Origin of the sequence: Streptomyces cyaneochromogenes, assembly GCF_003963535.1 — a bacterium.
Taxonomy (GTDB): Bacteria; Actinomycetota; Actinomycetes; order Streptomycetales; family Streptomycetaceae; genus Streptomyces; species Streptomyces shaanxiensis.
Window position 1 is genome coordinate 9,623,575 of sequence record NZ_CP034539.1, and the last position, 13,143, is coordinate 9,636,717.

Here is a 13,143-nt window from a genome sequence, read left to right on the forward strand (position 1 = left end):
GGCCCGGCCGAGAGGGTCACGCCGACCGGGCCCGCCTCCCTCACGCCGAGCGCTCCGCCGCCTCCTTCTCGATCTGCTCGAACTGCGCTCCCATGGCCGCGGCCAGAGCCTGCGCGCCGGACAGCGGACGGACCATCACCGTGAACTCGTCGATCAGGCCGTCCTCGTTCAGCCGGAGGAAGTCGCAGCCGGTGATCTCGCGGTCGCCCACGCGCGTGGCGAAGACCAGCGCGTGGTCACGGCCGCCCTCGTCGTTGATCTCGCGCACATAGCGGAAGTCCTCGAAGACCCGCATGACACCCCGCAGGATCGCCGCCGTGATCGCCTTGCCGGCGTACGGCTTGAACACGACCGGGCTGGTGAAGACGACGTCCTCGGCCAGCAGGGCTTCCATGGCGTCGGCGTCGCCCGCCTCCACCGCCTCGCGGAACGCGCGCATCGGATCACCTCATAGTCAATTAGTTGAGTAGGTGCCGATGACAATAATCACCTGCTGTTAGCGTGTCCACATGTCCCTGAAGTACGCCGTGCTCGCCTCCCTCCTCGAGGGCGAGGCCTCGGGCTACGAGCTGTCCAAGGTCTTCGACGTGTCGTTCGCCAACTTCTGGCCCGCGACCCCGCAGCAGCTCTACCGGGAGCTGGAACGCCTCGCGCAGGACGGCCTGGTCGAGGCCCGGTTCGTGCAGCAGGAACGGCGCCCGAACAAGCGGATGTTCACGCTCACCCAGGCCGGACGCGAGGACCTGCGCGCCTTCGCCGCCGAGCCGCCCAGACGGCCTACCGCCGTCCGCGACGAGCTCCTGATCAAGCTGCAGGCCATGGAGGACCCCGAGGCCGCCCACGCCCTGGTCGAGGAGCGCATGACCTGGGCGCGGGGCAAGCTGGACCGGTACGAACGGGTCCGCGAACGCCTCCTCGACGGGCGGGCCGAGGACGAGTACCTGCGTGAGTCCGACCGCGTCGGGCCGTATCTGACGCTGCTGCGCGGCATCTCCTTCGAGGAGGAGAACCTGCGCTGGTGCGAGCGTGTTCTCGGCGTCCTGAAGCACCGCGCTGCGCGGGGGTGACGCGGATGTTCAGCCCCGAAGGTCCCTCCCTGCGCGAACTCGCCGTCCAGGCGCTGTCGTCCGTCGAGCGCGGATACGACCTGCTCGCCCCGAAGTTCGACCACACCCCGTTCCGCACGCCGGACTCGGTGCTGTCCTCCGTCGCGACGGAGCTCGGGCGTACGGGCCCCTACGACGACGGACTCGACCTCTGCTGCGGTACGGGCGCGGGCATGGAGGTGCTGGCCGAGGTGTGCCGGCGCAGTGTCACCGGCGTCGACTTCAGTGCCGGCATGCTCGACGTCGCCCGGCGCCGGGTGCGGGTGGGCGCGCCGCGCGTCGCCTGGGTCCGCGCGGACGCCCGTGCCCTGCCGTTCACCCCCGCCTTCGACCTCGTGGTGAGCTTCGGCGCGTTCGGTCACTTCCTGCCCCGTGAGCTGCCGGGGCTGTTCGCCCAGGTCCACTCCGTGCTGCGGCCCGGCGGGTGCTTCGTGTTCCCGGTCGTCGCCCCGGCGGGGCCCACGTCCCCGGCCTACTGGATGCTCCTTGGCTTCGACGCGGTGATGCGGGTGCGCAACGCCGTGTGGCGGCCGCCGTTCGTCATGTACTACCGGGCCTTCCGTCTCGGGGAGGTGCGAAGCGAGCTGAAGCGCGCCGGTTTCCAGGTGGAGCTTCGGGCCCTGCGCGAGTTCGGGCGGCGGCGGGACGGCAGTCCCCGTGTACGGATGGTGGTGGCGCGACGCGGCGCGGACTAGGTGGGTTGGATTTGCCTACTCCTATCGCTCGAGAAGGTTTTGTTTAACCGGTGACCTCCCGCTCGCCGACGGTGAGCGTCGTGCGCACTCAGCCCGCCGCGGGCAACGTGAACTCGTAGACCAGAGCGTCCTGTTGGGCGTCCACGACGAGATCCGTGATCTCCAGGGGGCGGGCGTGCTGGTCGTGCACCCGCCGGGTGACCCGTACCGAAGGCGCCCCCGGGAGCCGGGTGATGGCGTCCCGGTGGTGCAGCGTGAGGCCTGCCCTGCGCATCCAGTCGTAGGCGCGGCGCAGCTGGGCGGACCCGGTGTCACGGGCGCGGTCGCGATAGCGGGCCAGCTCCGCCACCTCGGCGAGCGCCACCGCGGAGAAGGACGTCACGGCCGTGCGCCGACCGCGTCCGTCGGCCCCCGCGGACTCGTAGCGGTGGACCAGGGTCGGGCAGTGCGGCGCCAGTCCCAGGGCCTCGGCGTGCTCCGGCGGGGGAGCCTCCCAGGCGACCGTGGCCAGGTCCACGGCGCCCGGGCTCGTGGGCCGGGCGCCGATCGGGAAGGTGAGCGACGCCGCGGTCTCGACCGGCGGACCGGACAGGGTGGCATGGCTGCCCCGCCGGTCCGTGGCGACCAGGCCGCTGTGGCGCAGCACCTCCAGCGCCTGGCGCACGGTCTCCCTGCTGACCCCGAAATGCTCCGCCAACTGCCTTTCCCCCGGCAGTCGTCCACCCGGTGGGACTGTTCCGTCGCGCAACTCGTCGAGCAGTGCGGTGGCGATCCTCCAGTACAGCGGCTGCGCCGTGGTGAGCGGGCGGTCGTGCGGGGTGGTGCGGGCCATGCCGCGCCTCCTGTTGGTGACGTGTCGTAGTCGTGCGGGCTCCTTGCGTCACCAGATCTAAGCAGTGGTCTAAACCACCAGGGAAGAGTGATCTGTCACTTCGGCCGAAACGGCCCGCGTGAACCGGCGCTCACAGGGCGCCGTACAGGGCGTCGATCAGCGCCATCTTCCGCGGGTCGTCGGCGATATGAGGGCCCATCCGGTTCATCACATAGCCCAGCGACACACCGGCCTCCGGATCCGCGAGCCCGCAGGAGCCGCCGAAGCCGTCGTGTCCGAAAGCCTTCGGGTTGGGCCCGTACGAGCCGTTGGGCCCGCTGAGCCACAGGCCGAGGCCGACCTCGGTGTCGTGCTCGAACCCGGCTCCGAGCACCAGGTCGCGGCAGCTGCCCTGCCCCTCACGCACCCGCTCGGCCGCCTCGGGGGAGAGGACGCGGTGGCCGTCGTACGACCCGCCGCCCGCGAAGATCCCGTACAGCGTGGCGATCGCCCCCGCCGTGCCGTGACCGTTCGCGGCGGGTATCTCGGCGGCCCGCCACTCGGGCGAGTTGGCCTGAGCCGCCCCCACGGCGGGGTTGACCAGCGCGGCCAGCGCGGCGGGCGCCAACTGGCTGAAGATCGCGGCCTGTTCACTGGTCGACGCGACGGGCGGCTGCACCAGCTCGGCCACCCGTCCGGCGTCCTTCTCCGGCACCCCGATCGCGAAGTCGATCCCGAGCGGCCCGGTCACCTCCCGCTCCAGGAAGGCCCCGGGCAACAGCCCCGACACCCGCCGCACGACCTCCCCGACCAGGAAGCCGTACGTGAGCGCGTGATACCCGGACCCCGTCCCCGGCGTCCACCAGGGCTCCATCGCAGCGAGCCGCTGCGTCGTCAACTCCCAGTCGCAGAGCTGCTGGAGCGAGTGCGGCTCCCGCAGGCCGGACAGGCCCGCGCGGTGCGACAGCAGATGCCGTACGAGGATCCCGTCCTTGCCCGCGGCGGCGAACTCCGGCCAGTACGCGGCCACCGGCGCGTCGAGGTCGAGCAGTCCCCGGTCGGCGAGTATGTGCGCGCACAGTGCCGTCGGTCCCTTGGAGGTGGACCACGCGTTGACCAGCGTGTCGCGGTCCCAGGGGCGGCTGCGTGCCGCGTCGGCCCACCCGCCCCACAGATCGACTACGGTCCGTCCGCGGAGCGTGACGGCGACCGCGGCGCCCAGCTCCCCGCGCTCCCGGAAGTTCGTCTCGAACGCCGTCCGCACCGCCGCGAACCGCGGATCGCAGTGCCCGTGCACCTGCGCCTCGTGCTCCGTCATGGCCCGCCCCTCGTCGTCCGCCAAAAGCCCGGGCCGCGGCACTGCGACCCGGGCCCCTGAACGTACCGACTGGTCGGACTGGGCGGAAGTGGGCGGGACGGACCGGACTCAGCCGAAGAACCGCGTACCTGCCGGCTCCCGATGCCCCTCGGCCGTGTGCCAGTAGTCGCGGGTCTCGACGGCCCGCCCGGCGGCGTCGAAGCGCGCGAAGACGCAGCCCGCGAGCGTGGACGGGACACCGCCCTCCTCGGCGAGAACCCGGAACTCGGCCACGGCCACGCCGTCCCGGCCGACGACCGGCGCGGAGAAGCGGACATCGGTCACCCGCTCCTCGGCGAACGACCAGCGCAGATACGCGGCCAGTTCGACGCGTCCCCGGTGCGGCTCGCGGAACGGCATCGAGCGGTGGACGACGTCCTCGGCGTACAGCTCCAGCAGCGCGTCCACGTCATGCTCGGCCCAGGCCCGCTCCCAGACCCGGACGAACCGCTCCGCGGCTTCAGACGTTTCCATACGGGCCCGCTCAGCCGTGCGAGCGCAGCCAGTCCAGCTTGGCCGCCTCGTGGAAGGGGCCGCCGCCCTCGTGGTCGTTGAAGTCGTACACCTCGATGGCCTTCTCGCCGTGGCTCCAGGCGTTGAAGGCCGCGAAGACGGTCGAGGGCGGGCAGGTCTGGTCCTCCAGGGCCGCCGAGAAGAAGGCGGGTGCCCGGCCGCGGGACGCGAAGTGGACGCCGTCGAAGTAGGACAGGGTGCGCAGGACGTCCTCGGTGCGGCCCCGGTGCGTCTTGAGGTAGAGGCCGATCTCGCGGTACGGGTGGCGGTCCGTCATGGTCGCCGCGCGCGGGTAGTCGCACAGGAACGGCACGTCCGGTGCGATCGCCGTCAGGTCCGGCACCAGACCGCCGACGGCGATCGTGATGCCGCCGCCCTGGCTCGCCCCCAGTGCGACCGTGCGCGAGGCGTCGGTCAGCGGGTGCGAGCGAGCGGCCTCCACGGCACGGACCGCGTCCGTGAACACGCGGCGGTAGTAGTAGTTCTCGGGCGCGTCGATGCCACGGGTCATGAACCCGGGGTAGGCCGGCGCGGCGCCCACCGGGTCAGGGGTCCCACCGCCGGCGCCCCAGGCGCTGCCCTGGCCACGGGTGTCCATCATGAAGTGCGCGCGGCCCGTGGAGGCCCACAGCAGGTTCTCGTGCGGCAGGCCACGCCCGCCGCCGTAGCCGATGTACTCCACGACCAGCGGCAGCGGCTCCGTGGCGCCGGCGGGCAGCCGCAGCCAGCCCTTCACCGGGTGACCGCCGAACCCGGCGAACGTCACGTCGTACACCCGCACCGTGGACAGCCCTGTGTCGACCAGCTCGAAGCGGGCGTCCAGATCGTGCCCGCGTGCCTCCTCGAGAGTCTTGGACCAGAACGAGTCGAAGTCCTCGGGCTCGACGGACTCACTGCGGTACTCGCGCAGTTCGTCGAGCGGAAGGTCGAACAGGGCCATGGAGGACCGCCTTTGCGGAGAGTGCCTGCGGATGATCACACCGTACGTGGGTGATCGGACGACTCGCCAGATCCTTGCAGCGCGGAGCCCCTACGATGGCGCCATGACGACTGCCGTCGATCCTCCGGTCAGGGCCGCGGAACTGCTGGTCAGGGATGCCGAACTGCTCGTCGTGGACGGAGGGCGGGAGATCCCGGGAGGCTGGCTGGCCGTCACCGGTGGTCGGGTGACCGCCGTCGGCGGCGCCGGGAGCGAACCCGAGGCCCGCACGACCGTCTCGGCGGCCGGACGGCTCGTCACCCCGGGCCTGGTCAACACGCACCATCACATCTACCAGAACCTCACCCGCTCCTACGCGCCCGCCGTGAACGGCTCCCTGTTCGACTGGCTGACCACCCTCTATCCGCTCTGGGCGGGTCTCGACGAGGAGGCCGCGTACGTGTCGGCGTACGTCGGCATGGCCGAGCTGCTGATGGGCGGCTGCACCACGTCGTCCGACCACCTCTACGTCCATCCCCGACCGCGCCTCGTCGACGCCGAGATCGGCGCCGCCCGCGACATCGGCTTCCGCTTCCACGCCACCCGCGGCTCGATGACCCGCTCCGTCGAGGACGGCGGGCTGCCGCCGAGAAGTGTCACGCAGACCGAGGAGGAGGTGCTCGCAGACAGCGAGCGCCTGATCGGGGCGTACCACGACCCCGAGCCGGGCGCGCTGGTGCGGGTCGCGCTCGCGCCCTGCTCACCGTTCTCGGTGACCAAGGAGCTGATGACCGCGACCGCCCAACTCGCCGAGCGGCACGACGTACGGCTGCACACGCACCTCGCCGAGGACCTCGACGAGGACACGTACTGCCTTGAGACGTACGGCTGTCGGCCCGTCGAGTACTTCGAGGAGACCGGATGGCTGAGCGACCGCAGCTGGGTCGCGCACTGCATCTACCCCAACGACGCCGAGTTGCGCCGACTCGCGGCCGCGGGCGTCGGCGTGGCGCACTGCCCCAGCTCCAACATGCTCATCGGCGGTGGCACCGCGCGCGTGAAGGAGATGCGCGAGCTGGGCCTGCCCGTCGGCATCGGCTGCGACGGCTCCGCCTCCACGGACCATGCCTCCCTCTGGCTGGAGACCCGGGCCGCGCTGCTGCTGGGCCGCTACCGCGGCGGACCCGGCGCGATGACCGCCCGCGACGCCCTCGACATCGCCACCCGCGGCTCGGCGCGCTGCCTGGGCCGGGAGGACGAGCTGGGCCATCTGCGCCCCGGGGCCTGCGCCGATCTCGTCGTCTGGGATCTGCACGAGGTGGCCCTGGCCGGTGCCCTGAGCGACCCCGTGGAGGCATGGCTGCGGTGCGGGCCCGCCCGGGCCTGGACCACGGTGGTCGCGGGCCGGATCCTGGTCGACCGCGGCGAGCCCCGGCTGCCCGGGCTGGCGGACGCCCTGCGGGCACACAGCGGGATCGCACGCCGGATGCAGCGCGAGACGTAGCCGACGGCACAAGGGTTCACGCCCTGCGGCGCGTCCAGTCCGGCTCGATGCGGGCCCAGTCCCGCTCCCACTCACCCAGGCGGCGGCGCATCGCCGCATGCCGTACGACGGCGTGCCCGAGGAGGATCACGGCGACCGCGCCGGCCGTCGCGCACACGCCGACGGTGACGGTGTGCTGCCAGATCGCCGTGCCGTCCGCCGGCGGAGCCACGCTGCGGCCCCGGGAGTCCAGCCACACCCGGACGGTCTCGCCGGCCCGTGTGCCGACCGGGACGCGCGCCATGGCCGTACGCGCACCGTCTCCGGGTTCCGTCCAGCGCACCGTCACCTCTGCGGACGGCTGCCGTCCGCCGTGCGCCGTGGGCAGCGCCTCCGACGTCCCGTCGACCACCTCGACCCGGACCTGACGGCGATCGGCGCGCTGCTCCCGGGCCGTGGTCCGGGCGTCGTCATGGGCCCACCAGCCCGCCGCCACCCCGATCAGAGGAGCGACGACGACCAGCAGGACGGCAACGGCCCGTAAGGTCCACGTCGCCATGACATCCGACCGGCGCCGCAGCGGATTCGGCCGCCGGCGCCGGCCACTCACCTGGCTTCGCATGCCGTCCAGGTACCCCGCGCACCTGACTTCGTTCCTGACAATCCCGGACGAACACGTGTCCCCGTGCGGAGCCGCCGATCAGCCGAAGCGCTCGATCCGGATACGGTCCACGGGCTGACCGGCCGCCACGAGCAGCCGAGAGGCGTGCTCCGCGAACGCGTTGGAGCCGCACACATAGGCCTCCCACCCACCGGGAGGCTGTTCCGCCAGGAGCGGCGCCACATGTGCCGCGGCCATACGTCCCACCGGCACACCCTCCGGCGCACTCCGCGTGAAAACGGGCGTGGTCTCCGCGTCGTACTCCCGCGCGTAGATCAGTTCCTGCGGGCTGCGTGCCGACACCAGCAGCCGCAGCGGCACGTCCAGGCTCCGCGTCCGGTGGTGCCGCACCATCGACATCAGCGGTACGACCCCGGAGCCGGCGCCGATCAGCAGCGCGGGCCGGTCCCCGGGCCAGGCGAAGAAGCCGCTGAGCGGGCCGCGCACCTCGACCGAGTCGCCGGGCTTCGCCACCGTGTGGAACCAGCCGGACACCTCACCGCCCTCGACGTGGTCGAGGGTCAGCTCGATGTGCCCGGAGTCGTCCGGAGCGGACGCGATCGAGTAGTGGCGCTGGGCCACATAGCCGTCCTCGGCGGTCAGCCGCAGCATCAGATGCTGGCCGGGCAGATGCCCCTCCCACGCGGGCACCGCCAGCCGGAAAGTGGCGGCGTGCGGGGTCTCCCGGCGGATCTCGGTGACCGTGGCGGTCTGCCACACCGAGGCGGCCCGGTTGCTGACGGCGATCCGGCCGGGCACGGCGAACCGGCTCGGGGGAGTGAACACGTCGGTCCTCGTTACCTCAGTCACCGGAGTACCGCTGCTCCTCCCATGGGTTGCCGCGGGCGTGGTAGCCGTTCTGCTCCCAGAACCCCGGCTCGTCGTGGTCGAGGATCCGCAGGCCCGCGATCCACTTGGCGCTCTTCCAGAAGTACAGGTGCGGCACCAGCAGCCGTGCCGGGCCACCGTGCTCCGGAGCGAGCGGCTCCCCTTCGTACTCCCAGGCGATCCACGCCCGCCCGCCGGTGAGGTCCGCCAGCGGCAGGTTCGTGGTGTACCCGGTGTGCGAATAGGCGACGGCATGTGTGGCGGACACATGGGGCCGGGCCATATGGAGGAAGGTGTCCAGCGACACGCCCCCGAACCGCACGCCGAACTTCGACCAGCTCGTCACGCAGTGGATGTCGCCCTCGTACGCCGACGCCGGCAGCTCGTGCGCCTCGTCCCAGCTCCAGGTCCGCGGCTCCTCGACGAGACCGTCGACGCGGAAGGACCACTCGGCGGGTGTCAGCTCGGGTGTGACCTCGGCGGAGAGGACGGGCCAGTCGTCGCCGGCGTCGTACTGGCCGGGCGGCAGTCCGGCGTTCTGGACGCGCGGGCGTCCGGTGAAGCCTCGGGTGACGTTCATGCGGGTGGGGCCTCCAGGCCGCCGTGCGTGCGGCCCGCGGGTCGGGCGTGATCAGTACGTATTCATTCAACCGTACGCGTTCGCGCATGTTCCCCGATGCCCGGGACCCCGAGTGATCGTTGGGGTAGGGTGGCCGTCCGGTCGGGAGGGTCCCGGCATGCGGAGCGCGGGAGGTGAGACCCATTACCGCTGTGTCAGGTCGGGTGCTCTCCTCTCGAATCGGCGCGGATCACCGCCCTTAGGCGACCGCGAGAGCATCCTTCGGTTTCCGAAAGGCTCTCGGCATTCATGCCCCCTCTCATTTCTTCCTCGCCCGCGTCTCCCTCGCCGCTCTCGCGCGACTCCTTGGTGAGCGCGCTGCGGGCCGCCGGCTGTGTCTTCGCCGAGGACGAGGCCCGGTTGATCCGGGCCGCCGCCCGAACCCTGGACGAGCTGGCCGCCATGGTGGAGCGCCGGGTCACCGGCCTGCCCCTCGAACTCGTCCTCGGCTGGGCCGAGTTCCGCGGTCTGCGCATCGAAGTGGAACGCGGCGTCTTCGTCCCCCGCCGGCGCACCGAGTTCCTGGTCGAACAGGCCCTCGCCCACGCCCCGGACCCGTCCGTCGTGGTGGACCTGTGCTGCGGCTCGGGCGCGGTCGGCGCGGCACTGGCCGCCGCGCTCACCGGGGTCGAACTCCACGCCGCCGACATCGACCCGGCGGCGGTGCGCTGCGCCCGCCGTAACGTGGCCCCCTTCGGCGGGCAGGTCCACGCGGGTGACCTCTTCGAGGCGCTGCCCGGCGCCCTGCGCGGCCGCGTCGGCATTCTCGCGGCGAACGTGCCGTACGTCCCCACCGGCGAGGTCGGCCTCCTGCCCGCCGAGGCACGCGACCATGAGCCGCACGTCGCGCTGGACGGCGGTCCGGACGGGCTGGACGTCCTGCGCCGGGTCGCCACCGAGGCACCCCGATGGCTCGCGCCCGGTGGCTGCCTGCTGATCGAGACGAGCGAGCGTCAGGCGCCCACGGCTCTGGAGGCCTTCGCCGGCAGTGGGCTGTCGGCGCGTCTGGCCGTATCCGAGGAGCTGTACGCGACGGTCGTGGTCGGGCTCAACTGAGCCGGTCGGAGAGCCGGGTCAGGTCTGGGCGCCGCTCTTCGAAGGGCTCTCCGAGGGGCCGGAGCCGTTCCAGTCCCAGTGGCGTGGTCCGGGGAGCTTGCCCCGCCAGTCACCCGGCCCCCGGTCCCGGTCCTGGTCCTTCTTCCACTCGTCCCAGTCACCGGCCAGTACGCGGGAGGCGGTCCTGGTGTCGTCGTCGGACCGGGTGCCCGCGAGGAAGGCGTCCTCGCCCTTCTTGAGATCGCCGGTGCCGGAAGCCTTGTCCCCGTCGTGGCGCACGGTGGCGTCCGAGTCGACGGTCCACGTCCACTCGGTGCCGTCCTCGCTCTTGACGGTGACCTGGTCGCCGTCGACCTTCTCGATGGTCCCGCGCTGCCAGATCCGTACGACCCACTCGTCGGTGTCGGGGTCCTTGACGGTGGCCTCACCGTGCACGCCGCCTCCGCCGAAGCCGAACCAGCCGTGCCCGTGCCGTTCGCGGGGCGCGTCAGGTGATGGTGAGGCCGGTCCGGAGGCGGCCGGCGAGGCACCGTCGCCCGGGCCCGACGACGTCGCGGCGTACGCGACCGTACCGCCGAGGGCCAGTGCGGCGACGGTGGCCGCCGCGGTCACCGCCCGGGCCCGGACGGACTGCCGCTGCCACAGCCCGCGCAGCGCCGCACCCCGCGCGCGCTCCCGCTGAGAACCGCCCGGTCCCGTGAGGACCTCGACGTCCGTGCCGTCCGGCTCCGCGCCGGCATGGTGTCCCTGATCCGGATCGTGTGTCATGGCTCGCTCCCATCGGTCACGGCACCAGGCATCCCCATGCCATGCCTTGCTGTGATTGTGGGTCGCGGGCGGTAAGGAACAAGTAATCAGTTCCTGTGAGAAAGCGGCGCGGGTCCCGGCGGGATCGCTCGTCGGCGCCGTAGCTGTCAACTCGGCGGCAGTACCCGGGCGATGAGCAGCGCCACGTCGTCGGAGTTGTCGGGCTGGTGCAGGGTGCGCAGGAGGAGGTCGCAGCACTCCTCCAAGGGGCGGTCGGGGTCGTCGAGGAGCTCCAGGAGTGCGTCGAGGCGCTCGTCGAGCGGGTGCTGCCGGGTCTCGACCAGGCCGTCCGTGTAGAACACCAGCTGGTCGCCGGGCTCGAGGTCGACGGTCGTCGTCGAGAAGGCGACGCCGCCCACGCCCAGCGGTGCTCCGGTGGGCAGTTCGAGGAGTTCCGGGGCGTGGCCGTGGCGGACCCGGACGGGTGGCAGATGCCAGGCGTTGGCGATCCGGCACTGCCGCAGCCGCGGGTCGTGGACGGCGTAGACACAGGTCGCGATGGAGTGGTCGAGGCCCTCGGTGATCTTGTCGAGGTGTTCCAGGAGCCGGGTCGGTTCGAGGTCGAGGGAGGCCAGCGTGTGGGTCGCCGTGCGCAGCCGGCCCATCGTCGTGGCGGCGTCGATGCCACTGCCCATCACATCGCCCACGACGAGCGCGGTCTTGCCGTCCTCCAGCGGGATCACGTCGAACCAGTCGCCGCCCACCTCGGCGCTGGCGCCCGCGGGCTGGTAGCGGGAGGCGACCTCCAGGCCGCCGGTCACCGGCGGATGGCTGGGCAGCAGGCTGCGCTGCAGGGTGAGGGCGGTGTCGCGGGCGTTCTGGTACCAGCGGGCGTTGTCGATCTGCACGGCCGCGCGGGCCGCCAGTTCACGGGCGAGCAGCAGGTCGTCCTCGCTGAACGGCAGCGGATTGCGGGTGCGCTTGAGGTCGAGGGCGCCGAGCACCTCGCCGCGCGCGATCAACGGCACCGCCAGATAGGAGTGCACGCCCGCGCGGCCCAGCTGGACGGCGGCCTCGGGGGAGCGGGCGATCCGGGGCAGGTCGCTCTCCTCGACCCGGGCGACCATGACGGGGGCGGCGGTGCGCACGCACTCGGTGACGAGGCGGTCGGGGCCGTAGCGGGCGACCTGCCCGGGCGGGTCGGCGGCGTCGAGGGCCTCCGTGGCATGCCCGACCTGGACGGCCAGGGCGCGGATCACCGCCGATTCGGTAGGCCCGAGGCTGCTGCGTCTGCCCTCCATCACGGTTTCCAGCAGATCCACGGCCGCGACGTCGGCGAGCTCCGGCACGGCGACGTCGGCCAACTCGTGCGCCGTGCGGTCCAGGTCCAGCGTGGTGCCGATCCGCGCGGAGGCGTCGGCGATGAGGGCCAGGCGCCGCCGTGCCGTCTCGGCCTCGACGGCGGCCTGGTGCTGCTCGGTGATGTCCACGGCCATACCGGCCACGCCCAGCACCGTCCCCGCCGTGTCCTCCAGCCGGTAGAGCGAGATGGTCCAGAAGTGCTCGCGGTCCGGGTCGGCCGGGGTCCGGCCCACGATGCGCTGGTTGATCAGCGGATCACCCGTCCGCAGCACATCACGCAGGGCCGCCTCGATGGCGTCGGCGTCGATGCCGGGCAGCAGCTCGCGCGGCGTGTGGCCGATGTGGTCCTCGGCAGGGATGCCGTTGAGCTCCGCCAGCGCCTGGTTGACGGAGACGTACCGCAGGTCGGTGTCGAGGACCGCCAGCCCGATCGGGGCCTGCGCGATCGTGCGCGTCGACAGCGCCACGTCCCGCTCCAGGCGCCGGACCGTCGTCTGGTCGGCGCACAGGCCCAGCGCGTAGACGTCCCCCTCGTCGTCGAGCAGCCGCATGTTGCGGAACTCCACCAGCCGTGTGCTGCCGTCCTTGCGCCGGATCGGGAAGGCGCCGGCCCAGCCCTGACCGGTCTCCATGACGTCGGAGAACAGCTTGACGACCAGGTCCAGGTGCTGTTCGTGGACCATGATCCGGGCGGCGTACTGGCCCAGCGCCTCGCGCGCCGGATAGCCGAACAGCTCCTCGGCCTGGGGGCTCCACAGCACGATGCGCCCCTCGACGTCGAGCACGACCGAGGCCACGCCCAGTACGTCGAGCAGCCCGCTCGGCCCCAGCGGCCCGCGCTCGGGCTCCTGGCCCTCGGACACGGGACGTTCGGCTGCAGACATCCGCACCGCCTTCGCCCATCCTCGCGGCACGCCGTTCCCCCGTGCCGACTCCCCTTGTTCTACCGCGTTCAACCGGATTCGGGCCCCCTTGGTCGTTCACCT

The 13,143-nt window shown here is 72.2% G+C and carries 14 protein-coding genes; 4 read left to right on the forward strand and 10 right to left on the reverse strand.

From position 1 onward, the window contains the following. Positions 1-40: 40 nt before the first annotated feature. Positions 41-439, reverse strand: coding sequence for a nuclear transport factor 2 family protein (locus EJ357_RS43155; RefSeq protein ID WP_126397632.1), 399 nt, complete (start codon positions 437-439; stop codon positions 41-43). Between the two features lie 70 nt (positions 440-509). Here EJ357_RS43155 and EJ357_RS43160 point away from each other — a divergent pair, with 70 nt between their 5' ends. Beyond that, positions 510-1,067, forward strand: a complete 558-nt coding sequence (locus EJ357_RS43160) for a PadR family transcriptional regulator (protein WP_126397634.1) — start codon at positions 510-512, stop codon at positions 1,065-1,067. A gap of 5 nt (positions 1,068-1,072) precedes the next feature. Continuing rightward, positions 1,073-1,801: a class I SAM-dependent methyltransferase gene (locus EJ357_RS43165; protein ID WP_126397636.1), complete on the forward strand. Its 729-nt coding sequence runs from the start codon at positions 1,073-1,075 to the stop codon at positions 1,799-1,801. A gap of 88 nt (positions 1,802-1,889) precedes the next feature. Here the strand turns inward: EJ357_RS43165 and EJ357_RS43170 are convergent, their stop codons facing one another. The 4 genes from EJ357_RS43170 to EJ357_RS43185 form a co-directional block, all read right to left on the reverse strand. Then, positions 1,890-2,633: a GntR family transcriptional regulator gene (locus EJ357_RS43170; protein ID WP_126397638.1), complete on the reverse strand. Its 744-nt coding sequence runs from the start codon at positions 2,631-2,633 to the stop codon at positions 1,890-1,892. Positions 2,634-2,763: 130 nt separating this feature from the next. Continuing rightward, entirely contained in the window at positions 2,764-3,930 is a 1,167-nt protein-coding gene (locus tag EJ357_RS43175; protein ID WP_126397640.1) for a serine hydrolase domain-containing protein, read from the reverse strand. A 108-nt stretch (positions 3,931-4,038) separates the two neighbouring features. Then, entirely contained in the window at positions 4,039-4,443 is a 405-nt protein-coding gene (locus EJ357_RS43180) for a nuclear transport factor 2 family protein (protein WP_126397642.1), read from the reverse strand. Positions 4,444-4,453: 10 nt separating this feature from the next. Continuing rightward, positions 4,454-5,422 (reverse strand): acetylxylan esterase, encoded by a 969-nt coding sequence (locus EJ357_RS43185; RefSeq protein WP_126397644.1) that lies wholly within the window; start codon positions 5,420-5,422, stop codon positions 4,454-4,456. 103 nt (positions 5,423-5,525) lie between these two features. Between EJ357_RS43185 and EJ357_RS43190 the strand changes: the two genes are divergently transcribed. After that, positions 5,526-6,905: an 8-oxoguanine deaminase gene (locus tag EJ357_RS43190; RefSeq protein ID WP_126397646.1), complete on the forward strand. Its 1,380-nt coding sequence runs from the start codon at positions 5,526-5,528 to the stop codon at positions 6,903-6,905. 16 nt (positions 6,906-6,921) lie between these two features. Here the strand turns inward: EJ357_RS43190 and EJ357_RS43195 are convergent, their stop codons facing one another. From EJ357_RS43195 to EJ357_RS43205, 3 genes are all read right to left on the reverse strand, one after another. Next, the gene (locus tag EJ357_RS43195) at positions 6,922-7,506 is read right to left on the reverse strand and encodes an Rv1733c family protein (RefSeq protein ID WP_126397647.1); all 585 of its coding nucleotides are present in this window, start codon (positions 7,504-7,506) and stop codon (positions 6,922-6,924) included. A 78-nt stretch (positions 7,507-7,584) separates the two neighbouring features. After that, on the reverse strand, positions 7,585-8,355 hold the full coding sequence (locus tag EJ357_RS43200) for a ferredoxin reductase (RefSeq protein WP_126397649.1): 771 nt from the start codon (positions 8,353-8,355) through the stop codon (positions 7,585-7,587). Continuing rightward, a complete protein-coding gene (locus EJ357_RS43205; protein WP_126397651.1) occupies positions 8,348-8,953 on the reverse strand; it encodes a sulfite oxidase-like oxidoreductase in 606 nt (201 codons plus the stop codon). Before EJ357_RS43205 ends, EJ357_RS43200 begins: the two co-directional genes overlap by 8 nt. 288 nt (positions 8,954-9,241) lie before the next feature. Here EJ357_RS43205 and EJ357_RS43210 point away from each other — a divergent pair, with 288 nt between their 5' ends. Continuing rightward, a complete protein-coding gene (locus tag EJ357_RS43210) occupies positions 9,242-10,048 on the forward strand; it encodes a putative protein N(5)-glutamine methyltransferase (protein WP_126397652.1) in 807 nt (268 codons plus the stop codon). A gap of 18 nt (positions 10,049-10,066) precedes the next feature. Here the strand turns inward: EJ357_RS43210 and EJ357_RS43215 are convergent, their stop codons facing one another. Together EJ357_RS43215 and EJ357_RS43220 are read right to left on the reverse strand one after the other, a co-directional pair. Further along, on the reverse strand, positions 10,067-10,816 hold the full coding sequence (locus tag EJ357_RS43215; RefSeq protein WP_126397653.1) for a hypothetical protein: 750 nt from the start codon (positions 10,814-10,816) through the stop codon (positions 10,067-10,069). 146 nt (positions 10,817-10,962) lie between these two features. Beyond that, positions 10,963-13,041: a SpoIIE family protein phosphatase gene (locus tag EJ357_RS43220; protein WP_126397654.1), complete on the reverse strand. Its 2,079-nt coding sequence runs from the start codon at positions 13,039-13,041 to the stop codon at positions 10,963-10,965. Positions 13,042-13,143 lie beyond the last annotated feature (102 nt).